The organism is Pantoea sp. Z09 (assembly GCF_022394795.1).
Taxonomy (GTDB): domain Bacteria; phylum Pseudomonadota; class Gammaproteobacteria; order Enterobacterales; family Enterobacteriaceae; genus Pantoea; species Pantoea latae.
The window spans coordinates 2,828,266-2,853,026 of sequence record NZ_CP092373.1 but is presented as its reverse complement, the minus strand read 5'-3'; the positions used below and the strand labels follow the sequence as shown (position 1 = coordinate 2,853,026).

The 24,761-nt window shown below is 62.8% G+C and carries 23 protein-coding genes; 9 read left to right on the top strand and 14 right to left on the bottom strand.

The window, feature by feature from the left end; all coding sequences use genetic code 11:
* Window positions 1-115: 115 nt before the first annotated feature.
* The 3 genes from adk to MC269_RS13720 all read left to right on the top strand — a co-directional run bounded on the left by adk (window position 116) and on the right by MC269_RS13720 (window position 3,190).
* Complete coding sequence (gene adk / locus MC269_RS13730; RefSeq protein ID WP_081139347.1) at window positions 116-760, top strand: adenylate kinase; 645 nt, start codon at window positions 116-118, stop codon at window positions 758-760.
* Between the two features lie 112 nt (window positions 761-872).
* Window positions 873-1,832, top strand: coding sequence for a ferrochelatase (hemH, locus tag MC269_RS13725; RefSeq protein WP_239952752.1), 960 nt, complete (start codon window positions 873-875; stop codon window positions 1,830-1,832).
* A gap of 56 nt (window positions 1,833-1,888) precedes the next feature.
* Window positions 1,889-3,190, top strand: coding sequence for an inosine/guanosine kinase (locus MC269_RS13720; protein WP_239952751.1), 1,302 nt, complete (start codon window positions 1,889-1,891; stop codon window positions 3,188-3,190).
* 16 nt (window positions 3,191-3,206) lie between these two features.
* Here the strand turns inward: MC269_RS13720 and ybaL are convergent, their stop codons facing one another.
* Window positions 3,207-4,895 carry a YbaL family putative K(+) efflux transporter gene (ybaL, locus tag MC269_RS13715; RefSeq protein ID WP_239952750.1) on the bottom strand — a complete coding sequence of 563 codons (1,689 nt, stop codon included), beginning with the start codon at window positions 4,893-4,895 and terminating at the stop codon, window positions 3,207-3,209.
* 451 nt (window positions 4,896-5,346) lie between these two features.
* On the opposite strand from ybaL, the gene ushA reads away from it, so the two are divergent.
* Window positions 5,347-7,101: a bifunctional UDP-sugar hydrolase/5'-nucleotidase UshA gene (gene ushA, locus MC269_RS13710; RefSeq protein ID WP_239952749.1), complete on the top strand. Its 1,755-nt coding sequence runs from the start codon at window positions 5,347-5,349 to the stop codon at window positions 7,099-7,101.
* A gap of 125 nt (window positions 7,102-7,226) precedes the next feature.
* Here the strand turns inward: ushA and MC269_RS13705 are convergent, their stop codons facing one another.
* A complete protein-coding gene (locus tag MC269_RS13705) occupies window positions 7,227-7,661 on the bottom strand; it encodes a multidrug/biocide efflux PACE transporter (protein WP_239952748.1) in 435 nt (144 codons plus the stop codon).
* Between the two features lie 88 nt (window positions 7,662-7,749).
* Here MC269_RS13705 and MC269_RS13700 point away from each other — a divergent pair, with 88 nt between their 5' ends.
* The gene (locus MC269_RS13700; RefSeq protein WP_239952747.1) at window positions 7,750-8,619 is read left to right on the top strand and encodes a LysR family transcriptional regulator; all 870 of its coding nucleotides are present in this window, start codon (window positions 7,750-7,752) and stop codon (window positions 8,617-8,619) included.
* Here MC269_RS13700 and ybaK read toward each other — a convergent pair.
* The 3 genes from ybaK to copA all read right to left on the bottom strand — a co-directional run bounded on the left by ybaK (window position 8,616) and on the right by copA (window position 12,649).
* Window positions 8,616-9,095, bottom strand: coding sequence for a Cys-tRNA(Pro)/Cys-tRNA(Cys) deacylase YbaK (ybaK, locus tag MC269_RS13695; protein ID WP_239952746.1), 480 nt, complete (start codon window positions 9,093-9,095; stop codon window positions 8,616-8,618). The two genes, MC269_RS13700 and ybaK, sit on opposite strands and share 4 nt — an antisense overlap.
* Window positions 9,096-9,266: 171 nt before the next feature.
* A complete protein-coding gene (locus MC269_RS13690) occupies window positions 9,267-10,067 on the bottom strand; it encodes a TraB/GumN family protein (RefSeq protein ID WP_239952745.1) in 801 nt (266 codons plus the stop codon).
* A gap of 68 nt (window positions 10,068-10,135) precedes the next feature.
* Window positions 10,136-12,649 (bottom strand): copper-exporting P-type ATPase CopA, encoded by a 2,514-nt coding sequence (gene copA, locus MC269_RS13685; RefSeq protein ID WP_239952744.1) that lies wholly within the window; start codon window positions 12,647-12,649, stop codon window positions 10,136-10,138.
* Window positions 12,650-12,786: 137 nt separating this feature from the next.
* On the opposite strand from copA, the gene cueR reads away from it, so the two are divergent.
* Window positions 12,787-13,203, top strand: coding sequence for a Cu(I)-responsive transcriptional regulator (gene cueR / locus MC269_RS13680; RefSeq protein WP_239952743.1), 417 nt, complete (start codon window positions 12,787-12,789; stop codon window positions 13,201-13,203).
* Here the strand turns inward: cueR and MC269_RS13675 are convergent.
* From MC269_RS13675 to tesA, 5 genes are all read right to left on the bottom strand, one after another.
* Entirely contained in the window at window positions 13,200-13,646 is a 447-nt protein-coding gene (locus tag MC269_RS13675) for an NfeD family protein (protein WP_239952742.1), read from the bottom strand. The genes cueR and MC269_RS13675 overlap by 4 nt on opposite strands.
* Entirely contained in the window at window positions 13,646-14,560 is a 915-nt protein-coding gene (locus MC269_RS13670; protein WP_239952741.1) for an SPFH domain-containing protein, read from the bottom strand. The genes MC269_RS13675 and MC269_RS13670 overlap by 1 nt, the downstream gene beginning before the upstream one ends.
* Before the next feature lie 61 nt (window positions 14,561-14,621).
* Window positions 14,622-15,479 (bottom strand): co-chaperone YbbN, encoded by an 858-nt coding sequence (locus MC269_RS13665; protein WP_239952740.1) that lies wholly within the window; start codon window positions 15,477-15,479, stop codon window positions 14,622-14,624.
* 68 nt (window positions 15,480-15,547) lie between these two features.
* Window positions 15,548-16,321, bottom strand: a complete 774-nt coding sequence (locus MC269_RS13660; protein WP_239952739.1) for an SDR family oxidoreductase — start codon at window positions 16,319-16,321, stop codon at window positions 15,548-15,550.
* A gap of 30 nt (window positions 16,322-16,351) precedes the next feature.
* Window positions 16,352-16,975 (bottom strand): multifunctional acyl-CoA thioesterase I/protease I/lysophospholipase L1, encoded by a 624-nt coding sequence (gene tesA, locus MC269_RS13655; protein ID WP_174580897.1) that lies wholly within the window; start codon window positions 16,973-16,975, stop codon window positions 16,352-16,354.
* Between tesA and ybbA the strand changes: the two genes are divergently transcribed.
* A complete protein-coding gene (ybbA, locus tag MC269_RS13650) occupies window positions 16,943-17,629 on the top strand; it encodes a putative ABC transporter ATP-binding protein YbbA (protein WP_081139361.1) in 687 nt (228 codons plus the stop codon). The genes tesA and ybbA overlap by 33 nt on opposite strands.
* Complete coding sequence (gene ybbP / locus MC269_RS13645) at window positions 17,626-20,043, top strand: putative ABC transporter permease subunit YbbP (protein WP_239952738.1); 2,418 nt, start codon at window positions 17,626-17,628, stop codon at window positions 20,041-20,043. Before ybbA ends, ybbP begins: the two co-directional genes overlap by 4 nt.
* 182 nt (window positions 20,044-20,225) lie before the next feature.
* Here ybbP and purK read toward each other — a convergent pair whose 3' ends face one another.
* The 4 genes from purK to ppiB all read right to left on the bottom strand — a co-directional run bounded on the left by purK (window position 20,226) and on the right by ppiB (window position 23,138).
* On the bottom strand, window positions 20,226-21,290 hold the full coding sequence (purK, locus tag MC269_RS13640) for a 5-(carboxyamino)imidazole ribonucleotide synthase (protein ID WP_239952737.1): 1,065 nt from the start codon (window positions 21,288-21,290) through the stop codon (window positions 20,226-20,228).
* Window positions 21,287-21,796 (bottom strand): 5-(carboxyamino)imidazole ribonucleotide mutase, encoded by a 510-nt coding sequence (gene purE, locus MC269_RS13635; RefSeq protein WP_081139364.1) that lies wholly within the window; start codon window positions 21,794-21,796, stop codon window positions 21,287-21,289. The genes purK and purE overlap by 4 nt, the downstream gene beginning before the upstream one ends.
* A 131-nt stretch (window positions 21,797-21,927) precedes the next feature.
* The gene (gene lpxH, locus MC269_RS13630; RefSeq protein ID WP_239952736.1) at window positions 21,928-22,644 is read right to left on the bottom strand and encodes a UDP-2,3-diacylglucosamine diphosphatase; all 717 of its coding nucleotides are present in this window, start codon (window positions 22,642-22,644) and stop codon (window positions 21,928-21,930) included.
* Window positions 22,644-23,138, bottom strand: coding sequence for a peptidylprolyl isomerase B (gene ppiB, locus MC269_RS13625; RefSeq protein WP_081139425.1), 495 nt, complete (start codon window positions 23,136-23,138; stop codon window positions 22,644-22,646). Before ppiB ends, lpxH begins: the two co-directional genes overlap by 1 nt.
* 217 nt (window positions 23,139-23,355) lie before the next feature.
* Between ppiB and cysS the strand changes: the two genes are divergently transcribed.
* Entirely contained in the window at window positions 23,356-24,741 is a 1,386-nt protein-coding gene (cysS, locus tag MC269_RS13620; protein WP_239952735.1) for a cysteine--tRNA ligase, read from the top strand.
* Window positions 24,742-24,761 lie beyond the last annotated feature (20 nt).

The window sequence follows — 24,761 nt, the reverse complement described above, 5'->3', positions numbered from 1 at the left end:
CGATATGGAGAAACAGGCTGCCGCCGTCCGCACCTTTCTTGTGGAGAGCGGGTCATAATGGTATGGTCTTCGCCTTCTCAGATTGATCAATGCGATTCGCAAGGGGATTTACGCAATGCGTATTATTCTGCTCGGTGCTCCGGGCGCAGGTAAGGGCACTCAGGCTCAGTTCATCATGGAGAAATACGGCATTCCGCAAATCTCCACGGGCGATATGTTGCGTGCGGCGGTAAAAGCCGGCACCGAACTCGGCAATCAGGCGAAAGCCATCATGGACGCCGGTAAACTGGTCACTGACGAGCTGGTTATCGCGCTGGTGAAAGAGCGTATCGCACAGGAAGACTGCAAAAACGGTTTTCTGCTGGACGGTTTCCCGCGCACTATTCCGCAGGCGGACGCGATGAAAGAGGCCGGCATCAAAATTGACTGCGTGCTGGAGTTCGCCGTGCCGGATGAGCTGATCGTCGATCGCATCGTGGGCCGTCGCGTGCATGCGCCGTCGGGCCGCGTCTATCACGTTAAATACAATCCGCCGAAGGTGGAAGGTCAGGACGACGTGACCGGCGAAGCGCTGACCACGCGTAAAGACGATCAGGAAGAGACCGTGCGCAAGCGCCTGGTGGAATACCATCAGCTGACCGCGCCGCTGATCGCCTACTACAGCGAAGAAGCGGAAGCGGGCAACACCGCTTACCACAAAATCGACGGCACCCAGCCGGTCGCCGACGTCAGCAAACAGCTGGCGCGCATCCTCGGCTAACGCGCCTGGGGCTGGCAGTGCCAGCCCCTTTTGCAGTAATTGCTTTTCCCTCTCCCGGTTTCCGCTACAATTTCCCCTGTTTTCACGCATCCCCCGCTATCAAGGACTAACAATGAGGCAAGACAAGCCCGGCGTGTTACTGGTTAATTTAGGTACGCCAGACGCCCCGACCACAGCTGCTGTAAAGCGCTATCTGAAACAGTTTCTCAGCGATCCGCGCGTGGTCGATACGCCGCGCTGGCTCTGGTGGCCGATCCTTAACGGCGTCGTGCTGCCGTTTCGCTCGCCGCGCGTGTCGAAACTTTACGCCTCCGTCTGGATGGAAGGCGGCTCGCCGCTGATGGTTTACAGCAAGCAGCAGCGCGAGGCGCTGGCGGCGCGCGTCGACATGCCGGTCGAACTCGGCATGAGCTACGGTAATCCCAGCCTGCAGAGCGCGGTGGATAGCCTGATGGCGCAGGGCGTAACGCGCATGATCGTGCTGCCGCTCTATCCGCAGTTCTCCTGCTCCACGGTGGCGGCGGTCTGGGACGGCCTCTACAGCGCGTTTAAAAAGGCGCGCACCCTGCCGCATATCGACCTCATCCGCGACTACGCCGAACATCCGGCCTATATCGCCGCGCTGAAAGCGTCGGTAGAGCGCTCTTTTGCGACGCACGGCCAGCCGGATCTGCTGGTGCTCTCCTTTCACGGCATCCCGCAGCGCTTCGCCAACGAGGGCGACGACTACCCGCTGCGCTGCGCTGACACCACCGCGCTGCTGCAGCAGGCGCTCGGCCTGCGCGACGATCAGATTATGATGACCTTCCAGTCACGCTTCGGCCGCGAACCCTGGCTGCAGCCCTACACCGACGAAACCATGCAGGGCCTGGCGAAAAAGGGCATTAAGCATGTGCAGGTGATGAGCCCGGGCTTTTCGGCGGACTGCCTGGAAACGCTGGAGGAGATTAGCGAGCAGAACCGCGAATTCTTCCTGCACGGCGGCGGCGAGAAATTTGAGTATATTCCGGCGCTCAACGCCGATGCCGAACATATCGATATGATGGTGCAGCTGGTCAACGCGCGTCGTTAAAGCCGCGGCGGAGAATATGCTATTATCCTCCGCCTGTTTTTCTGACGGCACCCATCATGAAATTTCCCGGCAAACGCAAATCCAAACACTATTTCCCGGTTAGCGCCCGCGACCCGTTGCTCCATGCCGCCTCGCAGGAGGTGGAAGAGGGGAGCTGGGTGGTCGGCATCGATCAGACGCTGGTGGATATTGAAGCCAAAGTCGACGACGCCTTTCTGGTTCGCTACGGCCTGAGCGCCGGGCACTCGTTAGTGATCGCCGACGACGTTGCCGAAGCGCTCTATCACGAGCTCATGCGCGATAACCTGATCACCCATCAGTTTGCCGGCGGCACCATCGGCAACACGCTGCACAACTATTCGGTGCTGGCGGACGACCGCTCGGTGCTGCTGGGCGTGATGTGCAGCAATATTCAGATCGGCGGCTACGCCTATCGCTACCTCTGCAACACCTCCAGCCGCATGGATCTCAACTATCTGCAGGGCGTGGATGGCGCCATTGGCCGCTGCTTCACCCTGATTGGCGAGCAGGGCGAACGCACCTTCGCCATCAGCCCTGGGCAGATGAACCAGCTGCGCGCCGAAAGCATTCCCGAAGCGGTGATCGCCGGCGCCTCGGCGCTGGTGCTCACCTCTTACCTGGTGCGCTGCGGCGAAGGCGAGCCGATGCCGCAGGCCACGCTGCAGGCGATCGACTACGCGAAACGCCACAACGTGCCGGTGGTGCTGACGCTGGGCACCAAATATGTTATCGGCGACAACCCGCAGTTCTGGCGCGATTTCCTGCGCGAACACGTCACCATCCTGGCGATGAACGAAGAGGAAGCGCTGGCGCTGACCGGCGAATCAGATCCGCTGCTGGCGGCCGACAGGGCGCTGGAGTGGGTCGACCTGGTGCTCTGCACCGCCGGACCGACCGGCCTCTATATGGCGGGCTATACCGAAGAGGAATTTAAGCGTAAAACCAACCATCCGCTGCTGCCGGGCGCGATCGCGGAATTCAATCAGTATGAATTCAGCCGCGCCATGCGTCAGCAGGCGTGCCAGCAGCCGTGCCGCATCTTCTCCCATATCGCGCCCTATATGGGCGGGCCGGAGAAGATCATGAACACCAACGGCGCAGGCGATGGCGCACTGGCGGCGCTGCTGCATGACATCACGGCGAATAACTACCATCGGCAGAAGGTGCCGAACTCCAGCAAGCACGCGCGCGAGTACCTGACCTACTCCTCGCTGGCGCAGGTGTGCAAATACGCCAACCGCGTCAGCTATCAGGTGCTGAACCAGCATTCGCCGCGCCTGACGCGCGGCCTGCCGGAGCGTGAAGACAGTCTGGAAGAGTCCTACTGGGATCGCTAAGCAGGAAGCTGGCAAATCAGATCGGACACTCACGCACCACCGGACGTTCGGCGATCTCCGCCTCCAGCATACGCAGCATGCTGGAGGCGATTTCCCGTTCGCCCATCACCACGCGCGTTGCGCCGCGCGCCATGATGTACTCCACCTCGTCGTCATAGTGTGCGCGCGCAATAATCTCGATGTCGTTAAATTTCTCGCGCGCGGTGGTGACAATCTCGCCTGACTCGTAGCCGTTGGGAATAGTCAGCAGCAGCCAGCGCGCGCAGTCGAGCCGCGCCAGCTCCATGGTGTCGGCGCGCACTGCGTTGCCCAGCACCGCCCTGATGCCCTGCTCGCGCAGCGTCTCGACGCGGTCACGGGAGTTTTCCACCACCACGAAAGGCACATCCGCCTCCAGCAGCTTCTGTCCCAGCAGGCTGCCGACGCGGCCATAGCCGACGATTACCGCATGATGGCAGATATCCACCGGGATCTGTTTTTCCTCTTCGGTCGCCTCTTCCTGCGCCTGCTCCTGGCGGCTTTCGCTTTTCGCCAGGAAACGCTCCAGCAGGCTGAACAGGATAGGGTTGAGCATAATCGAGAGGATCGCCGCGGCCAGCACCAGGTTGCGTCCCTCGCTGCTGAGCAGATTAAGGGAGATGCCGAGCCCGGCCAGAATAAAGGCGAACTCGCCAATCTGCGCCAGGCTGACGGAGATGGTCAGCGCGGTGCGGCGCGAATGGCCCAGCAGCGTCACCAGCAGCCAGGCGGCGGCCGATTTGCCCAGCACCACAATCACCAGCGCGCCCAGCACCGCCAGCGGCTGCTCTACCAGAATCATCGGATCGAACAGCATGCCTACCGAGACAAAGAACAGCACGGCGAAGGCGTCGCGCAGCGGCAGGGTGTCGTGAGCGGCGCGGTGGCTCAGCTCCGACTCATTCAGCACCATCCCGGCGAAGAAGGCGCCGAGCGCGAAAGAGACGTCGAAAAACTCCACCGCGCCGAAGGCAATGCCGAGCGCCAGCGCCAGCACCGCGAGGGTAAAGAGTTCGCGCGAGCCGGTGGCGGCGCTTTTCGACAGGATCCACGGCACCACGCGACGGCCCACCACCATCATCAGCACCATAAAGGCGGCGACCTTGCCGATGGTCAGCAGCAGATCCCACGCCAGAAGCTGCGGGCTGGCGTTGCCCTGTTCCAGCATGCCGGCGATGGCGGGCAGCAGCACCAGCGTCAGCACCATCACCAGATCTTCGACAATCAGCCAGCCGATGGCGATCTGTCCGCGCTGGCTGTCAATCAGCTGACGCTCCTCCAGCGCGCGCAGCAGCACCACGGTGCTGGCGGTGGAGAGGCAGAGGCCAAACACTAGGCCGGTCATCAGCGACCAGCCCAGCCAGGCGGAGAGGCCCATTCCCAGCAGCGTGGCGACGGCGATTTGCGCCACGGCGCCGGGAATGGCGATGCTCTTTACCGCCATCAGATCCTTCAGTGAGAAGTGCAGGCCGACGCCGAACATCAGCAGGATGACGCCCAGCTCCGCCAGCTCCGGCGCCAGGTTAGTATCGGCGACAAAACCCGGCGTGAAGGGACCCGCCAGCACGCCCGCCAGCAGGTAGCCGACCAGCGGCGAAATGCGCAGGCGGTTTGCGATCATGCCAAGGAGAAACGCCAGGACCAGTCCCCCGACGATGGTGGTGATCAACGGTGTGGTGTGATGCATGCCTGTCTCCTTGTGTGCAAATGTGTCTGCCTGTAACAATTGAGTTTAAGATAAACAGCGTTTTTTCGCTGGTTTTTTTGCAGGATAATAAGAAAAAAGTTTGAAAATGAGAGGAAAGCGAGGTCGAAGGGCTATTTTATCGGGTTTTCGTTAACTGGAGGCGCTATCAGGCAAGTCAGCGAGGCGCATCATCACACTATGCTGCGGCAAAATAGCCGATGGATGCCCTCGATAAGGCAAGGTTGCGCGTAGAAAAAGGCAAAGGTAGCGTGGGCACGGCGTTGGATGCGATTTATAACAGAGATTATCTTTTGAAGATCAAGGTTAAAGCAATTTCAGGGCCAGCGATATCAGCGTTTCATCTTGAGTTAGCCTGCGGAATATGCGACACAGTGGGTCAGCATGCTGATACCACCCGGAACGGGCACTTCATACAATAAGGAGACAGGCTTTGCTGTTATCACGATGGGCCGCCACCGGCCTTGCGCTGCTGGCGCTGGCGCCCGCGCTTTCTCAGGCCGCCGAGGCGGATCGCACCTACCGCTTTAGCATTCTCCATACCAATGATGAGCACGGCCATTTCTGGTACAACGCGCAGGGCGAATATGGTCTGGCGGCGCAAAAAACGCTGATGGACACCCTGCGCTACGACGTGCAGGCCAAAGGCGGCGGGGCGCTGATCCTCTCGGCAGGCGACGTCAACACCGGGGTGCCGGAGTCCGACGAGCTGTCCGCCGAGCCTGATATTCGCGGCATGAACCTGATCGGCTATGACGCCATGGCGCTCGGCAATCATGAATTCGATAACCCGCTCGAGGTGCTGCGCCAGCAGGAGAGCTGGGCGCGCTTTCCTTTTCTCGCCGCCAACCTCTATCAGAAAAGCACCGGCGAGCGGCTGTTTAAGCCCTGGGCGATATTTAATCGCATGGGGCTGAAGATCGCCGTGCTGGGCCTCGCCACGCCTGATACCGCGAAGCGGGCGAATCCGGCGCACTTACGCGACGTAGAGTTCCGCGATCCCGTTAGCGAGACGGAAAAGGCGGTGGCGGAGCTGCGCGCCGGCGAAAAACCAGACGTGATCGTGGTGCTGAGCCATCTCGGCTATGACGACAACGGCGAACACGGCAGCAACGCGCCGGGCGACGTCACGCTGGCGCGCAGCCTGCCGCCCGGCACCGTGGCGATGATCGTCGGCGGCCACTCGCACGACACGCTGTGCATGGCGAAAGCCAACCAGCGGGAAAAAGCCTGGCAGCCGGGCGCGGCCTGCCAGCCGGACAAGCAGAACGGCGACTGGATTATGCAGGCCGGCAAGTGGGGCGAATATGTCGGCCGTGGCGATTTTACCTGGCGCAACGGCGAAGTGGCGCTGGAGTCCTACGCGCTGGTGCCGGTTAACCTCAAGCATCAGATTAAAAACGCCGACGGCAGCGAAACCTGGCTCACCTGGCAGCAGGAGATCCCGAAAAACACCGCCATGATGAAGCTGCTGATGCCTTATCAGAAGCGGGCCGAGGCGCGCCTGAATGTCAATGTCGGCAGCGCACAAGGGCAGTTCAACGGCGAGCGTGAACAGGTGCGTTTTACCCAGACCAATCTCGGCCAGCTGATTCTGCGCGCGCAGATGGCAAAAACCCAGGCGGATTTCGCCGTGATGAGCGGCGGCGGCATTCGCGCGTCGCTGCCCGTCGGCAAGCTGAGCTGGCGCGATCTGCTGCAGGTTCAGCCGTTCGGCAATCAGGTGGTGTCGGTGACGCTGACCGGCGCCGAGGTGAAAAAGTATCTCGACGTAGTGGCCAACATTAAACCGGACGCGGGCGGTTTCGCGCAGTTCGCGCGCGTTAGCCTGGTCGCGGACGGCAGCACGGTGAGCAATGTACGCATCAACGGCCAGCCGCTGCAGGAGAATAAAACCTACCGCTTAGCGACCAACAGCTTTAACGCGGCGGGCGGCGACGGCTATCCACGCATCGATACGCACGCGGGCTACCAGAATTCAGGCAGCATCGACGCCGAGGTGCTGCGCGATTACGTTAAAGCCCACTCGCCGCTGAAAGCCGCCGACTATGCGCCGACGGAGACGATTCATACGCTGACGGAGGCGGAGAAAAAGGCGCGCGATAAGCCGCACAAGCGCAGCTATCCGCAGATGATTCTGGCGTGGATCTGGCCATGGGGACGGGAAACGGCGCATAACGCGCCGTAAGGCTGGCGGGATGAGCTCGCGGGTAGTATGGCCCAATCGCAACGTTGCTCAAGGCATCCATGCGCGGGACGCTGTGCTCCTCGATCTATACGACCCGCTGTTGGCTATCGTAGCCGTCTGGGAAGTCAGGCCTCGCAGCCCTTACGTTCAACCCAGCGCGGGCGCAGCCTGTCCCAGGCCCAGTTGTAGGCCATGGTGTAGGGCAGGAAAAAGAGGAAAAACGCCACCTCCAGCAGCAGCGCCTGCCACAGCGAGATGCCGAGCATCCACGCAGCAATCGGCAGGCCGATCAAAATAAAGCCGCCTTCAAACAGCAGCGCGTGCAGGATGCGGATCAGCACGCCGCGATGCACCTTGTCCGGCGGACAGATCCTGTCAAATATCGCGTTGTAAATCATATTCCACAGCATCGCCACGGTAGAAAGCATGATCGCCAGCGCGCCCATCTCGAACAGCGGCTTCGCCATCGCCCAGGCTGCCAGCGGCGACACGGTCAGGATCGCCAGGGTTTCGAACCCCAGCGCATGTAGAAAACGTTCTTTCAGCGAACGGGTACGCATTGTTAACCTCCATCAGTCAGGCGGGCATTCTGGCAGCCTGCAGTGATAAGATAAAATGATGACCTATCGATAAAAGCGATGGATGAAGATGCGTTATTCCCCTGAATCACTGGAAGCCTTTGTGCAGACCGTCAGCAGCGGCTCTTTTTCTGCGGCGGCGCGCGCGCTGGGCAAAAGCCAGTCCACCATCAGCACGGCGGTTGCCGGACTGGAAGACGATCTCGGCGTGACGCTGTTCGATCGCCGCGGACGTCAGCCGATCCTGACCGATCAGGGCAGAGGCGTGCTGGCGCAGGTGCAGCAGATTCTGGCCGCCAGCGAACGGCTCGACGCGCTGGCGATCAGGCTGGCGCAGGGCGTCGAGCCGCGCCTGAGTTTTGCCGTCTCGGACTTCTGGCAAACCCAGCATCATGAACAGCTGCTAAAGCAGTTTGACGCACAGTTTCCGGAAATCGAGCTGGAGTGCATGATCGCGGAGGATGCCGACGTGCTGGATCTGCTGCAGGCGGGACGGGTGCATCTCGGCGTGGTGCGCGCGCAGCCGGCGCTGCCGCCCGATATCGCCGTGGCGCGGCTGCAGGTCAATGCGGAGATGGCGATCTATATTCATCGCGACCATCCGCTGGCGCAGCAGCCAGGGCTAACAGAAAGCGCGCTGGAGCAGGTGCGTCAGCTGCGGCTCAACACCTGGGTCGAGCCGAACGCGGTGGCGCCGCCGGGACGCGTCTGGTCAGCCCCGACCTATCTGCTGCTGCTGGAGATGGCGGAACAGGGGTTTGGCTGGAGCGTGCTGCCGCGCTGGCTGGTCACGCAGTTTGGTCATGAGGTGCTGCAGGAACTGGCGCTGCCGGGCTGGCCGCAGCATATTGCGGTAGAAGCGATCTGGTCACGGCGTAATCCGCCCGGGCCGGCGGGGCGCTGGATGATCGACCAGCTCTGCGCCCAGCCGCGCGCTTAGTCGCGCCGGGCGATATCCGCCAGCGTGGCGTCGAGCAGGCGCGCCAGATCCTGCGCCGCCAGTTCCAGATCCAGACCGCGCTTGCCGCCGGAGACGAAAATAGTGGCGAAGTCGGCGGCGGAGCGATCGATCACCGTCGGCAGGCGCTTTTTTTGCCCCAGCGGGCTGATGCCGCCCACCAGATAGCCGGTCACGCGCTGCGCCAGCTGGGGATCCGCCATATCCGCCTTTTTCGCGCCCAGCGCTTTCGCCACCTTTTTCAGATCGAGCTGGCTGGAGACAGGGGTCACCGCCACCGCCAGCTGCTTCGGCTCGCCGTTTAGCGCCACCAGCAGCGTTTTATAGACCTGGCGCGCGTCAAGGTTGAGTTTTCTTACCGCTTCGTCGCCAAAATTCGTTTCGGCGCTGTCATGGTCGTAAGGATGAAGCGTAAAGGCGACCTTTTGTTTTTCCAGCAGTTTTACAGCAGGCGTCATAAAAATCTCCTTATAAGAAAAATCTTATTCCTAAATTAAATAAATTAATGGTGGCGAAAGTTTGTGCTTTGCGCGAGAATTGGCTCCGCGCCGGCCGAAAGGCTGAGCGATAACCAAAATGATAAACAAATTCCTCTTTGAAGGGCCGATAGCAATACCGGCCTTCTTTTTTTATTGCTGTAGCAGCGTCGGCAGATTCTCTTCACCGTAGAGATGCAGCGCGCCCACCGCCACCACATAGCGTCCGGCCGGCAGGGCGCGCAGCCGATCGCGCCATTCCTTGTTGCGCCGGGCGATCAGCGTATCGTTCAGCGCCGAGCTAAAGGTTGAAGGCAGCGCGATGCGCGGCTGGCGCGGCGGCGCGTCAAGCCACCAGCTCACCATCATCTGCAGCAGCCGCGCGTTGGTATGCCAGTGCGTGAGCGTATCCTGCAGCAGCGCCATGCCGTCGTCCGGCAGGGATTTCAGCAGCGCGATTTGCACCTCCGCCCCCTCCAGCTCAATCACCGGTTTATTCAACTGCTTCGCCGCCTGCAGTAGCTGGTAGTCGATGCCGTAGCCGGGACGTAACCCCAGCCGCTGCGCCTGCTGCGCCTGCAGCATCAGCGCGATCTGCCAGGCGGGCAGGGTGTCGAACATCGTCGGCGACAGATGAAGTTCGCCGCATAGTGCCTCAAGACGCGAGCGGTCGTCAGCCGTCAGCCGCCTCTCCAGCGGCTCGCGCGGATCGATGTCGTCAAACGGTGAGCCGCCCTGAGTAATATCCGCCTCGACAATCAGCGCATCCGCCTTTTGCAGCTGCCGCAGCAGCCGCGCGGGCAGCGGCTGCATATCACGCGTGCCCATATGAATGCTGCCGACCAGATGCAGCAGACGATAGTCCAGCCGGATATCCTGGGCGGGCCAGCGATAGCTGGCGGGAAAGAGTCGGCCGATCAGCCCCTGCACACTGCGCCACATGCTGCCTGTCATTCCCTGTCCTTACTCAGTCAAAACGCCATGCTAGCGATTCCCGTCGCTGAAAAACAGGGCAATAGCGGCTATTGTCGCGGCCGCGGGCAAAAGCGCAGCAGCCGGTTGGCGTTGCCGACCACGGTAATCGAGGAGAGCGCCATCGCCGCGCCCGCCACCACCGGGCTGAGCAGCGCGCCGGTCAGCGGATAGAGCGCGCCCGCCGCCAGCGGAATGCCCAGGCTGTTATAGATAAACGCCCCCAGCAGGTTCTGACGAATATTGCGCAGCGTGGCGCTGGCCAGCGCCAGCGCGTCGGCGACGCTGTTGAGATCGGCGCGCATCAGGGTGATAGGCGCGGTTTCCACCGCGACGTCGCTGCCGCCGCCCATGGCGATGCCGACATCCGCCTGCGCCAGCGCCGGGGCGTCGTTAATGCCGTCGCCCACCATAGCGACGCGACGTCCCTGCTGCTGCAGCGCGGCGATGGTCTGCGCTTTCGCTTCCGGCAGCACGCCGGCAATCACCTCGTCGATGCCCGCTTCCTGCGCAATGGCGCGCGCGGTCTCTTCCCGGTCGCCGGTCAGCATCATCAGGCGGTAGCCCGCCTGACGCAGCCGCGCCAGCGCCGCTTTGCTCTCCGGCCGCAGCCGATCGCGCAGCGTAATCAGGCCAACGAGTTCGCCCTCTTGCGCCAGCAGCACCGGCGTGGCACCCTGACGCGACAGCCGCTCGATATCCGGCTGCGCCTGCTGCAGATCGACAGCGTTATCCTGCATCAGCGCCGCGTTGCCCAGCAGCAGCGCCTTGCCGTCGAGTATGCCGCTGACGCCTTTGCCGCGTATTGTACGAAATTGCGCTATCTCGCCGCTGCTCGCCGCACCTGCCGCCGCGACGATCGCCTGCGCCAGCGGATGACTGGCGTTTCGCTCCAGCGCGGCGGCGGCCTGCACCACCGCGTCGCGCGACCAGTCGCGCCACGTCAGCACCTCATCAAGCTGCGGCGCGCCGGCGGTGAGCGTGCCGGTTTTATCAAACACCAGCGTATCGATGCGGCTGGCGCGCTGCAGCGCGTCGGCGTCGCGCACCAGCACGCCTAATTCAGCGGCACGCCCGACACCCGCGATAATCGACATCGGCGTCGCTAGGCCCAGCGCGCAGGGGCAGGCGATAATCAGCACCGTGGTAGCGATCACCAGCGTGTAAGCGATCTGCGGCTGTGGACCGAACAGATACCAGATCGCCGCGCTGATCAGCGCGATGGCGACTACCACCGGCACAAACACCGCCGAAATGCGGTCGGCAAGGCGACCGACGTCGGGCTTGCTGCTTTGCGCCTGACTCACCAGATGGATAATGCGCGACAGCGCGGTGTGCTGGCCCGTTGCGCGCGCCACAAAGCGCACTGCGCCGTCCTGCACCAGCGTGCCGGCATAGACCTTGTCGCCGACGCGCTTGCCCTGCGGCACCGCCTCGCCGGTCAGCATCGCCTCGTCGAGCCACGCCTCGCCCTCGCTGATTTCGCCGTCCACCGGCACGCGATCGCCCGTGGTGAGGCGCAGCGTCATGCCCGGCTGCACCGCGCTGAGCGGTACCCGCATTTCGCCCTGTTCGCTGACGAGGCGCGCCTGCGCGGGCGTCAAATCGAGCAGCCGCTCAAGCGCTTTAGAGGAGCGCTGGCGCGCGCGCTGCTCCAGCGCGTGGCCGAGGTTAATCAGGCCGATAATCATTACGCTGGCTTCAAAATAGAGATGCCGCGCCTGCATCGGGAAAAAAGCGGGCCAGAGCGCGACGCTAATGGAGTAGATCCAGGCGGCGGCGGTGCCAAGCGCCACCAGCGTATCCATGGTGGCGCTGCCGTTGCGCAGGCTGCGCCAGGCGCTGCGATAAAAATGGCCGCCAGCCACCACCATAATCAGCAGCGTCGCCGCGCCGATGGCGAGCCACAGGCTGCGGTTGGCGTCGCTGAGCATCATATTGTCGCCGATCATGCCCCAGATCATCAGGGGCGCGCCGAACGTCAGCGCCAGCGCCGCCTGCCAGCTAAAGCGGCGCATCGCTTTGCGCGCGCTGCTCTGCTGTTTGTCGCGTCGCTCCTGTTCATCCTGCACCGGCTGAGCGTGGTAGCCGGCCGCGTCAACTGCCTCGACCAGCTGCTGCGCAGAGACGTCGCCCATTACCAGCGCGCTGCGTTCGCCGAGGTTGACGCGCGCCTGAGTCACGCCGGGCACCTTCTCCAGCGCTTTTTCCACCCGGCTGACGCAGCTGGCGCAGCTCATGCCGTCAATAAGCAGAAACTGCGCGTTTTCAGGCTGCTGTGCCGGTTGGGTTTCTGCCACCGTTGTCAGCGCCTCCGGCGGCGGCTCTGAAGCTGTCAACGGCTCAGGCTTTGGGTGGCTGTCGCCGTTCAGCGTGGCGTGATAGCCCGCCTCTTCCACAGTGGCAATCAGCGCGGCGGCGTCGGCGCTGCCTGTGACCTGCGCCTCCTGCTGGGTAACGCTGGCCTGTTCGACATCATCGCGCTGTTCAAGCGCCTCTTTAACGCGTTTAACGCAGTGGCCGCAGGAGAGACCTTCCAGCGCCAGAGAAATGGTTTGAGACATATCAGGCTCCTGTTGTGTTGCCGTTAACAATGCGAGCTTTTTATCACTCGTGTTACAGGCTAAACCTTCCATCAAGGGGAAGGTCAAACTATTTTTAAGAGCACGGGCCGCGATCGATTTTTTACCGGGAGAGCAGAGTGAACATCAGCGATGTGGCGAAAAAAACCGGGTTGACCAGCAAGGCGATCCGTTTCTATGAAGAGAAGGGCGTGGTGACGCCGCCACTGCGCAGCGACAACGGCTATCGCCGCTACAGCGCGCATCATCTTGATGAGCTAAATTTACTGCGCCAGGCGCGGCAGGTGGGCTTTACCCTCGATGAGTGTCGCGAGCTGGTGACGCTGTTCAACGATCCGACGCGTCACAGCGCCGACGTTAAGGCGCGCACGCTGCAAAAAGCAGCGGAGATCGCCGCCCATATCGACGAACTGCAGGCGATGCGCATGCGGCTGCTGGCGCTGGCCGAGGCCTGTCCCGGCGACGAGAGCGCAGAGTGCCCGATCATCAATAACCTGGCAGGCTGCTGCGGTCGTAAAGAGGGAAGGGCGGACTAGCGCAGCCTGATATGCAGCGTAATGCCCTCAATGCCCGTGACGATAACCCTGGCGCCTGCGGGCAGATCCTGGTCAGCCTGCACGCGCCAGCTGCTGTCGCCCAGCTTCACATGGCCGATGCCGTTCACCAGCGGCGCATCCAGCGTCAGCAGCGTGCCGATCAGCTGCGCGCCGCGCTGGTTAAGCGAATTGGGCTGCTGGCTGCGCTCGCGATGGCGCATCCAGCGATACCAGAGATAGACGCAGACCAGCGTCAACACGGCGAACAGCGAGCCCTGCGCCGTCCAGCTAAAGGGCGCCAGCCACTCCACCACGCCGACCAGCACCGCCGCGATGCCGCTCCACAGCAGGTAGCCGCTGGTGCCGAGCATCTCCGCCGCCAGCAGCAGGCCGCCCAGCGTCAGCCAGAACCAGTGCGGATGGGCGACGATCTCCATCAGCATCAGCGTGTCGACTCAGAGGAGGAGCCTTTCAGCAGCTCGCTGATGCCGGCAACCGATCCCAGCAGGCTACTGGCATCCAGCGGCATCATCACCACCTTGCTGTTGCTGGCTTCGCCGATTTTCTGCAGCGCGTCGGTGTATTTCTGCGCCACGAAGTAGTTCACCGCCTGGATATCGCCCGCGGCGATCGCTTCGGAGACCATTTTCGTCGCGGCGGCTTCTGCTTCCGCCTGGCGCTCGCGCGCCTCGGCCTGCAGAAACGCCGAGGTGCGTTCCCCTTCGGCTTTCAGGATGCGCGACTGCTTGTCGCCTTCGGCGCGCAGGATCGCCGCCTGACGCACCCCTTCCGCCGCCAGAATGTCGGCGCGCTTGGTGCGCTCCGCTTTCATCTGCGCGTTCATGGCGGCGATCAGCTCCTGCGGCGGCCGCACGTCGCGGATCTCGATGCGGGTGATCTTCACGCCCCAGGGATTGGTCGCCTCGTCGACGATATGCAGCAGCCGGGTGTTGATGTTATCGCGCTGCGACAGCATCTCATCCAGCTCCATGCCGCCGAGGACGGTGCGGATATTTGTCATGGTGAGATTGATGATCGCCAGCTCAAGGTTGCTGACCTCATAGGCGGCGCGCGCCGGATCCACCGCCTGAATAAAGCAGACGGCGTCGATGGTGACGTTGGCGTTGTCTTTGGAGATCACTTCCTGCGAGGGAATGTCGAGCACCCGTTCCATCATATTGATCTTGCGACCGATACGATCCATAAAGGGCACCACCAGGCTCAGGCCCGGTTGCAGCGTGCGGGTGTAGCGCCCGAAGCGCTCCACGGTCCACTGATAGCCCTGCGGCACGATTTTAACGCCCGCCCATACCGTGACCAGCGCCAGCACAATCAGCGCGGGAATGACTGTCAACATATAACCTCCAGATTGTTAGATAACGGGCCGAGTCGCTTCGGCCCGATGCCGCGGGGGCGACTCAGTAAAGCAGCGAGTAGAGCTGACGGCGATAGCGGGCGGCGAGTGCGTCGCCGGTGCCGAGCGCCGCCAGAATCTCCTGCAGCATTTTACGAACCTGACCCTCACCCGAATTTAAATCACGCTTCAGAAAGCCGAGCAGCAGCTCCAGCGCCTCTTCGTTGCGTCCGACCTGATGCAGCTGTAATGAGAGCTTAGCCGCCAGTTCTGCATTAGCCGGGTCGCGCTCCAGCTGCGCCTGCAGCTGCTGAATTTCCGGCGTATCCGCCGCCTGCTTCAGCAGATCGATCTGCGCCATCAGGCTCTGATAGCGCGTATCCTGATCCTGCAGCGGCACCTTCGCCAGCACCTCTTCCGCTTCATCGCTGCGGTTCAGGGTAATCAGCACCTCCGCCAGCAGGAAGCCGATTTCGCTCGCCTGCTGACTAAGCTGCCAGGCCTCTTTCAGCAGCGGCAGCGCCTCCAGCGGCTTGCCTTCGTCCATCAGCGCCAGCGCCTGCTGCGCTTTCAGCTCCTCTTCGCGCGGCAGCACTTTTTCCAGCAGCGCGCGGACCGCCTCTTCCGGCTGCGGCCCCTGGAAGCCGTCGACCGGCTGGCCGTTCTGGAACAGATAGACCGTGGGAATCGAACGCAGGCCAAACTGCGACGCCACCATCTGTTCTTTGTCGCAGTCGAGCTTCGCCAGAATAAACTGGCCGGCGTACTCCTGCGCCAGCCGCTCCAGCAGCGGCGTCAGCTGCTGGCAATGTTGGCTGCGATCCGACCAGAAATAGAACAGCACCGGGATCTGCATGGACTGTTCCAGCGTCTGATGCAGGTTGGATTCGTTGATGTCGATAATCGAAGCTTGTGGTGACATGACTAAGTCTCTTGGCAGAAAGTGTTTAAAGAATATGGGGCCAGACGGCCCCGCTTCAAGATGAATTCTCAGCGGCTGCTCAAAATGCGATCCAGCATCCAGCCCGGCAGCACTCTTTTCAGGATGCTCATCGCATGTGCGACCAGCGTCACCGGATAGCGCAGGCGCGGACGCGGGCTCTCCAGCGCGTGGTGCAGCTTGGGTAAAATCGCCTGCGGCGGCAGGGTGAAACGCGCGGCGATGCCGGGATTGCGCACCGGTTTGCCCGGCTCGCCCTGAGTGACGTTATCGGTAAAGCGGCTATGAATTGGGCCCGGCTCGATCAGGCTGACGCGCACGCCGCTGCCGCGCAGTTCAAGGCGCAGCGCGTCGCTCCAGGCTTCCAGCGCATATTTGCTGGCGGCGTAGGCGCCGCGGCCGGGCGTGGAGATCAGCCCCATCACCGAGCTGGTGTTGACGATACGCGCGTCGCCGCTCGCCTCCAGCGCTGGCAGCAGCCGCATCGTCAGCTGATGGGTGCCGAAAAAATTGGTGGAGAACTGCTTCTCCAGCTGCTGGCGCGACAGGGTGCGCAGCGGGCCGTAAAGGCCAAAGCCGCCGTTGTTGAACAGCGCGAACAGGCGATGATCCGTTAGCGCGAGGATCTCATCGGCCGCGCGGTCGATGCTTGCCGCGTCGTCGAGATCCAGCGCGACGCCGATAATGCCCTGTACGCGCATCTGCGCTACATCTTCCGCCTTGCGGCAGGCGGCGATCACCCGATAGCCGCGCGCCTGCAGATCCTGCGCCGCGACCAGCCCGATACCGCTGGAGCAGCCGGTGATGACAATGGTTTTTTGCATATCTTTACCCATAAAAAGCGCGCGCCCCGGTTACTCGTGCTTAACTAAGGGAGCCAGTTCTTTCGCCATCAGCTCGGCGATAAAGGGCTGCGCATCGGGGTTAGGATGAATGCCGTCCTGCTGCATCCATTCCGGTTTCAGATAGACCTGCTCCATAAAAAAGGGCACCAGAGGAATGTTGTACTGCTGTGCCAGTCTGGGATAGATCCCGCTGAACGCTTCCGTATAACGCCGCCCGTAATTGGCGGGCAGGCGAACCTGCATCAGCAGCGGTCTGGCGTTCGCCGCCTTCACGTCGTCGATGATCTTACGCAGATCCTGCTCGATTGCCTGCGGCGGAAAGCCGCGCAGTCCGTCGTTACCGCCCAGTTCGATTAACACCCACTGCGGCTGATGCTGTTTTAATAGCGCCGGTAAGCGCGCCAGCCCCTGCGCGGCGGTATCGCCGCTGATGCTGGCGTTTACCACCTCAGGCTGCTGCCAGCTGTTGTTCAGCAGGCTCGGCCAGGCCGCGCTGGCCGACATGCGATAGCCGGCGCTCAGGCTGTCGCCTAACACTAATAGGGTGCTCGCAGCGGAGACATGCGACACCAGCAGAAGAACGGAAAACAGGAAAGCGTAATGCCAGCGGAAAACATTCTTGAAGTTCATCATCTTACAAAGTCCGTCGGTCAGGGAGAGCATCAGTTGATCATCCTCACCGGAGTTGACTTCATTGTCAAACGGGCCGAGACCATTGCGCTGATCGGCGAGTCCGGCTCCGGCAAGTCGACGCTGCTGGGCATTCTGGCCGGGCTCGACGACGGCAGCAGCGGCGAGGTCAACCTGCTGGGGCAACCGCTGCATCAGCTCGATGAAGAGCAGCGCGCCGCGCTGCGGGCGACGCAGGTCGGCTTCGTGTTTCAGTCCTTTATGCTGGTGCCAACGCTCAATGCGCTGGAGAACGTGCAGCTGCCTGCGCTGCTGCGCGGCGAGAGCGACCGCCAGAGCCGCGAGCAGGCGCGCGAGCTGCTAACCCAGCTGGGGCTGGCCGAGCGTCTGTCCCATCTGCCCGCGCAGCTTTCCGGCGGCGAGCAGCAGCGCGTGGCGCTGGCGCGCGCCTTCAGCGGGCGTCCCGGCCTGCTGTTTGCCGACGAGCCGACCGGCAATCTGGACCGTAAAACCGGCGACCGCATCGCCGATCTGCTGTTTTCCCTCAACCGCGACTACGCCACCACGCTGATTCTGGTGACGCATGACGAGCAGCTGGCGGCGCGCTGCGACCGTCGCCTGCGGCTGCGCGACGGCAAAGTGTGGGAGGAGCAATGATCTGGCGCTGGTTCTGGCGCGAGTGGCGCTCGCCCTCGCTGTTGATCGTCTGGCTGGCGTTGACGCTGGCGGTGGCCTGCGTGCTGGCGCTCGGCGCCATCAGCGACCGCATGGAAAAAGGGCTGAGCCAGCAGAGCCGCGATTTTATGGCGGGCGACCGCACGCTGCGCAGCAGTTCGGCCGCGCCGGACGCCTGGCTGGCAAAAGCGAGCGAGGAGGGGCTGCGCGTTAGCGGTCAGCTTAGCTTTATGACCATGACCTTCGCCGGCGAGACGCCGCAGCTGGCGGCGGTCAAGGCGGTGGATAACCGCTACCCGATGTTCGGCGAGCTGCAGACTGAACCGCCGGGCCTGAAGCCGGCACCCGGCACCGCGTTGGCTGCGCCGCGGCTAATGGCGCTACTTAACCTCAAGGCGGGCGACCGGCTGGACGTCGGCGACGCCAGCTTGCGCATCGTTGGCGAAGTGATTCAGGAGCCGGACGGCGGCTTTAATCCGTTCCAGATGGCGCCGCGCCTGCTGATCAATCTTGAGGATGCGCCAAAGACCGGCGCGATCCAGCCCGGCAGCCGCCTGACCTGGCGCTATAAGTTCGCTGGCAATCCGCAGCAGCTGGCGCGCTACGACAGCTGGATCCAGCCGCAGCTAAAGGCGGATCAGCGCTGGATCAGCGTTGAGAATTCCGAAGACGCGCTGGGGCGCTCGATGCAGCGCGCCCAGCAGTTTCTGCTGCTCTCCGCCTTGCTGACGCTGCTGCTGGCGATCGCCGCCGTCGCGGTGGCGATGAGCCACTACTGCCGCAGCCGCTACGATCTGGTGGCGGTGCTGAAAACCCTGGGGGCGACCCGGCATGCGCTGCGGCGGCTGATTATCGGCCAGTGGCTGGCGGTGCTGCTGCTGGCGGCGCTGTGCGGCGGGGCGCTGGGGCTGGGCGTCGAGGCGCTGCTGATGCAGATGCTGAAGCCGGTGCTGCCGGCGACGCTGCCGCCCGCCAGCGGCTGGCCGTGGCTCTGGGCGATCGGCTCGCTGTTTGTGATTTCGCTGCTGGTGGGGCTTCGTCCCTATCGGCTGCTGCTGGCGACCCAGCCGCTGCGCGTGCTGCGCCGCGACGCGGTGGCCGATATCTGGCCGCTGAAGCGCTATCTTCCGGCGATGGGCGCGGTGGTGGTGGTGCTGCTGGCGCTGCTGGTGGGCGGCAGTAAAATGCTCTGGGCGCTGCTGGCGGGCGTGGCGGCGCTGGCGGGCGTGCTGGCGCTGCTGGGCTGGGGCGCGCTGTTGCTGCTGCGACGGCTGACGGTGCGCAGCCTGGCGATGCGGCTGGCGGTCAACCGGCTGCTGCGTCAGCCGGGCATGACGCTAAGCCAGCTGGCGGCGTTTTCCCTCTCCTTTATGCTGCTGGCGCTGCTGCTGGTGATGCGCGGCGATCTGCTGGATCGCTGGCAGCAGCAGCTGCCGCCGGACAGCCCTAACTATTTCCTGCTCAATATGACGCAGGAGCAGGTGCCGCAGGTGCGCGCTTTCCTCGCCGCGCATCAGGTAAAGCCGGAGACCTTCTATCCCGTGGCGCGCGTGCGTCTGACCTCTCTGAACGGCAAAGAGGCCGATCCAAAGCTGGATAACGCCCTGAACCGTGAGCTGAATCTGACGTGGATGCGCGAGCGGCCCGATCATAATCCGCTGGTGGCGGGCAGCTGGCCGCCGAAGGCCGGCGAGGTGTCGATGGAGGCGGAGCTGGCCGGTCGGCTGGGCGTGAAGCTGGGGGATACGCTGACCTTTACCGGCGACACCCAGGCGTTTAGCGCGACCATCAGCAGCCTGCGCAAGGTGGACTGGGAGAGTTTGCGGCCAAACTTCTTCTTTATTTTCCCGCCTGGCGCGCTGGATGCGCAGCCGCAAACCTGGCTGACCAGCTTCCGGCTGGAGAACGATGCGGCGCTGCTGGCGCAGCTTAACCGCGCCTTTCCCACGCTGAGCCTGCTGGATATTGGCAGCATTATGCGGCAGATCGGTCAGGTGCTGACGCAGGTGAGCCAGGCGCTGGAAATTATGGTGGTGCTGGTGACCTTCTGCGGCGTGCTGCTGCTGCTGGCGCAGATTCAGGTGGGGATGCGCCAGCGGCGTCAGGAGCTGGTGGTCTGCCGCACGCTGGGCGCCAGCAAAAAGCTGCTGCGCGCGACGCTGTGGTGCGAGTTCGCGCTGCTTGGCGTGGTCTCCGGCGTGGCGGCGGCGCTGGGCGCGGAAGCGGCGCTCTGGGCGCTGCAGCGCAAGATTTTCGATTTCCCGTGGCAGCCTGACTGGACGCTGTGGCTGGCGCTGCCGCTGAGCGGCGCGCTGCTGCTTTCGCTGTGCGGCGGCTGGCTGGGTGTGCGGCTACTGCGCGGCAAGGCGCTGTTCCGGCGCGCAGAAGGATTCTGAAGCTTACTGCAGGCCGCAATCAAAGCTTGCAAGCGGGTAACATGGACCGAAGAGCAAAGCGTCCCACGCCAGGGATGGCGTGGGCCGAGCTGGCAAGGATGCCGCTTTTTGCGTCTTTGCGATCGGGTCATGTTACCCGCGCTGGCACTTTATTAATAAACCTCGCGGGACATACTGCCTAATCAGAACTTCTCTACGGCCCAGGCGATGCCGCTGGCGTATTCCGGCGGCAGCATCGGCACCAGCGCCTCTAGCGCCGCCGTCAGCCGCGCGCTGTCGCTGTCGGTCAGGTTCAGATGGCCGACCTTGCGGCCAGGCCGCACCTCTTTATCGTACCAGTGCAGATGCACCAGCGGCTGCTGCAGCCAGTCGCTGTTCAGCGCGGTGCCGATCAGGTTCACCATCACCGACGGCGCGAACACCACCGGCTGCGGCAGCGGCAGACCCAGCACGGCGCGCAGGTGCAGTTCGAACTGGCTGATCGAGGCGCCGTTTTGCGTCCAGTGCCCGCTGTTGTGCACGCGCGGCGCCAGCTCATTGATCAGCAGGCCCTGCGGCGTCACGAAGCACTCCATCGCCATCACGCCGACATAGTTCAGCTCCTGCATAATGGCGCTGAGCATCGCTTCGGCCTGCGCCTGCTGCGCGGCATCCGCCTGCGGGAAGGCGACGCTGGTGCGCAGAATCCCCTCCTGATGCAGGTTGTGGGTCAGCGGGTAAAACACCGTGCGGCCATCCTGACCGCGCGCGCCCACCAGCGACACCTCGCCGAGAAAATTGATGCCCTGCTCGACGATGCACTCGCCGTAGCAGTCGTCCGGCAGCGCGTCGGTCTCATCCGCGCGCAGTCGCCACTGACCGCGGCCGTCATAGCCGCCGGTGCGGCGCTTAACGATCGCCAGCTCGCCCAGCGAGGCGAACACCTGCGGCCACTCGCTTTTCGCCGCCAGCAGCTGCCAGGGCGCGGTGGCGAGATGCAGCCGATCGAGCAGCTGCTTCTGCGTCAGGCGATCCGCCAGACGCGGGAAAATATCGCGGTTAACAAAGGCGGGATGCACCGCCAGCTCGCGCGTCAGCGCGGTCTCCGGCCAGCGCTCGATCTCGGCGGTGATCACGCTCTGCGCAATCGGCAGCGCCTCCGGCTCGGCGTCAAGGCCGACCGGGTAAACGGCAATGCCCAGCGGCTCGCCCGCCTGACGCAGCATGCGGCCCAGCTGGCCGTTGCCCAGTACGCAAACCGGCTTCATGCATCCTCCCGCGGGTCCGGGTTATTCAGCACCTCGTCGGTCTGCGCCTGACGCCAGGCGCCGAGGCGCGTCGCCAGCGCCGCGTCGTGGATCGCCAGAATCTGCGCCGCCAGCAGGCCGGCGTTGGCCGCGCCCGCTTTGCCGATCGCCAGGGTGCCGACCGGAATGCCGCGCGGCATCTGCACGATAGAGTAGAGGCTGTCGACGCCGCTCAGCGCCGCGCTCTGCACCGGCACGCCCAGCACCGGCACCAGCGTTTTCGCCGCCAGCATGCCCGGCAGATGCGCCGCGCCGCCCGCGCCCGCGATAATCACCTGATAGCCGTTATCCGCGGCCGTTTCGGCAAAGCTGAACAGTTTGTCCGGGGTGCGGTGCGCAGAGACCACTTCGACATGGAAGGGCACGTCCAGGCTGGTAAGGATCTCCGCAGCGAACTGCATGGTGGACCAGTCACTTCTGGAGCCCATTACAATAGCAATGCGGGCCGGGGCGGCGTTGGATGACATGCGGTCAACTCCTGTGAATAAACAAACGAACCTGGCCGGTCGGTCAGGTAAAGAAGGGCACAGAGAATAGCATGAGAAAGTCGGAAGGAAAACGGTTGCGTCGCCGCGATTCCGGCGCGTTCAGCGAGAATCTAAAAGTCGAATTCAATCAGGCTGACGCCGCTGGCGTCGAGCTGGATCATCGAGCCGCGCTGGTGCCACGCGCCCAGAACCGCGCGCTCGGCGGGCTGGCCCTGTAAGGCAAAACGGTGGATCGCCGGACGATGGGTGTGGCCGTGGATCATCAGGCTGACCTGCTGGCGCAGCATCGTTGCCTCAACCGCCTCGGCGTTAACGTCCATAATGGTCTGCGACTTATGCCTGTTTGCCTGTTTGCTGCCGTCGCGCATGCGCGCGGCGATGCGCTGGCGCAAAGCGAGCGGCAGGGCGAGAAACAGGCGCTGCAGCCAGCGCTGATGCACTTTGGCGCGAAAACGCTGATAGCCGACGTCGTCGGTGCAGAGCGTATCGCCGTGCAGGATCAGCACGCGATGGCCGTAGCGCGCCAGCACCTGCTCTTCCGGCAGCAGCGTCATGTTGCTGGCGCGGCCGTAAGCTTTGCCAAGCAGAAAGTCGCGGTTGCCATGGATAAAGAAGACCGGCACCGGCAGCGCACGCAGCGCGTCGGCGACCTGCTGATGCAGCGGATTGGGATCGTCGTCGCCGATCCAGGCTTCAAACAGATCGCCCAGGATATAGAGTGCGTCGCAGTGCACCGCTTCACGCGCCAGAAAATGCAGAAAACCGGCGGTGATCGCCGGTTCTTCCTGGCACAGATGCAGATCTGCGATAAACAGGGTGCGCGACATTACTCGCTGACGGTGACTTTCTGGATGACGACGTCATCTTTCGGTACGTCCTGGTGCATGCCGCTGCGGCCGGTAGAGACCGCTTTGATTTTCTCAACCACGTCCATACCTTCAACCACTTCAGCGAACACGCAGTAGCCCCAGCCCTGCAGGCTTTCGTCGCGAAAGTTCAGGAAGTCGTTGTCAGCAACGTTGATAAAGAACTGCGCGGTCGCGGAGTGCGGAGCAGAGGTGCGCGCCATCGCCAGGGTGCCGCGGGTGTTTTTCAGGCCGTTGTTCGCTTCGTTGCGAATTTCCGCTTTGGTGGCTTTCTGCTTCATGCCCGGCTCAAAACCGCCGCCCTGGATCATAAAGCCGTTGATAACACGGTGGAAAATGGTGTTGTCGTAAAAACCTTCACGGCAGTATTCGAGGAAGTTTTGCACGGTAGCAGGCGCTTTATCGTCGAAGGTTTTAATTACGATGTCGCCGTGGTTGGTCTGGAAGGTAACCATCATTCTCGTCCTGTAAAGGTTGTCGTCAGTCGTCTGGTCGTCGCAAAGCGCGCTGACCATTTTAGTCGACGCCTCTTATATCATAAATTCCAATGACGCGTCAGCACGCCCGCGGCGCTGTCGGCACGCTGCCGTCGCGCAAGCGCGAAAAATACGGCACAATAACTGAATAACCTGATAAAAGTGTTTACCGCACACGTCTAAACGGAACTGTTCAATGCTAAAGATTTATAACACCCTGAGTCGACAGAAAGAGGAATTTAAACCTATCCATGCTGGCGAAATCGGCATGTACGTGTGCGGTATCACGGTGTACGACCTCTGTCATATTGGCCACGGACGCACCTTCGTGGCATTCGACGTGGTGTCTCGCTACCTGCGCTACTGCGGCTATCGCCTGAACTACGTGCGCAACATCACCGATATTGACGACAAAATCATCAAGCGCGCCAATGAGAACGGCGAAAGCATCGAAACCCTGACCAACCGTATGATCGGCGAAATGCATAAAGATTTCGCCGCGCTGGGCATTCTGCCGCCGGATCAGGAGCCGCGCGCCACGCGTCATATCGCGGAGATTATCGAGCTGGTGGAGCGTCTGATCGCACGCGGTCACGCCTATGTCGCCGACAACGGCGACGTGATGTTCGACGTGCCGAGCGACGCCGATTACGGCGCGCTGTCGCGTCAGGATCTGGAGCAGCTGCAGGCCGGCGCACGCGTGGAAGTGGCCGAAGTGAAGCGCAACCCGATGGATTTCGTGCTGTGGAAAATGTCGAAAGCGGACGAACCGGCGTGGCCGTCGCCGTGGGGCAACGGGCGTCCGGGCTGGCATATCGAGTGCTCGGCGATGAACTGCAAACAGCTCGGCGCGCATTTCGATATTCACGGCGGCGGCTCGGATCTGATGTTCCCGCACCATGAGAATGAGATTGCCCAGTCGACCTGCGCCCACGACGGCCCGTACGTCAACTACTGGATGCACTCCGGCATGGTGATGGTAGATCGCGAGAAGATGTCGAAATCCCTCGGCAACTTCTTCACCGTGCGCGACGTGCTGCAGCACTACGACGCCGAAACGGTGCGCTACTTCCTGATGTCGGGCCACTACCGCAGCCAGCTTAACTACGGCGAAGAGAACCTGAACCAGGCGCGCGCGGCGCTGGAGCGTCTCTACACCGCGCTGCGTCACACCGACCCGAACGTCGCGGCGGCGGGCGGTGAAGCCTTTGACGCGCGCTTCCGCGCGGCGATGGACGACGACTTCAACACGCCGGAAGCCTACTCGGTGCTGTTCGACATGGCGCGCGAGGTTAATCGCCTGAAAGGCGAGAACAGCGATGCGGCCAACGCGCTGGCGGCGAAGCTGCGCGAAATTGCCAACGTGCTGGGCATTCTGCAGCAGGATCCCGAGCAGTTCCTGCAGAGCGGCGCGCAGAGCAACGCCGATGAAGTGGCTGAGATCGAGCACTGGGTGCAGGCACGCGCCGACGCGCGTAAAGAGAAAAACTGGGCGCAGGCTGACATCGCGCGCGACAAGCTCAACGAGCTGGGCGTGATTGTAGAGGATGGGCCGCAGGGCTCAACCTGGCGTCGTAAGTAACCTCAACGGAGAGGGCGCGC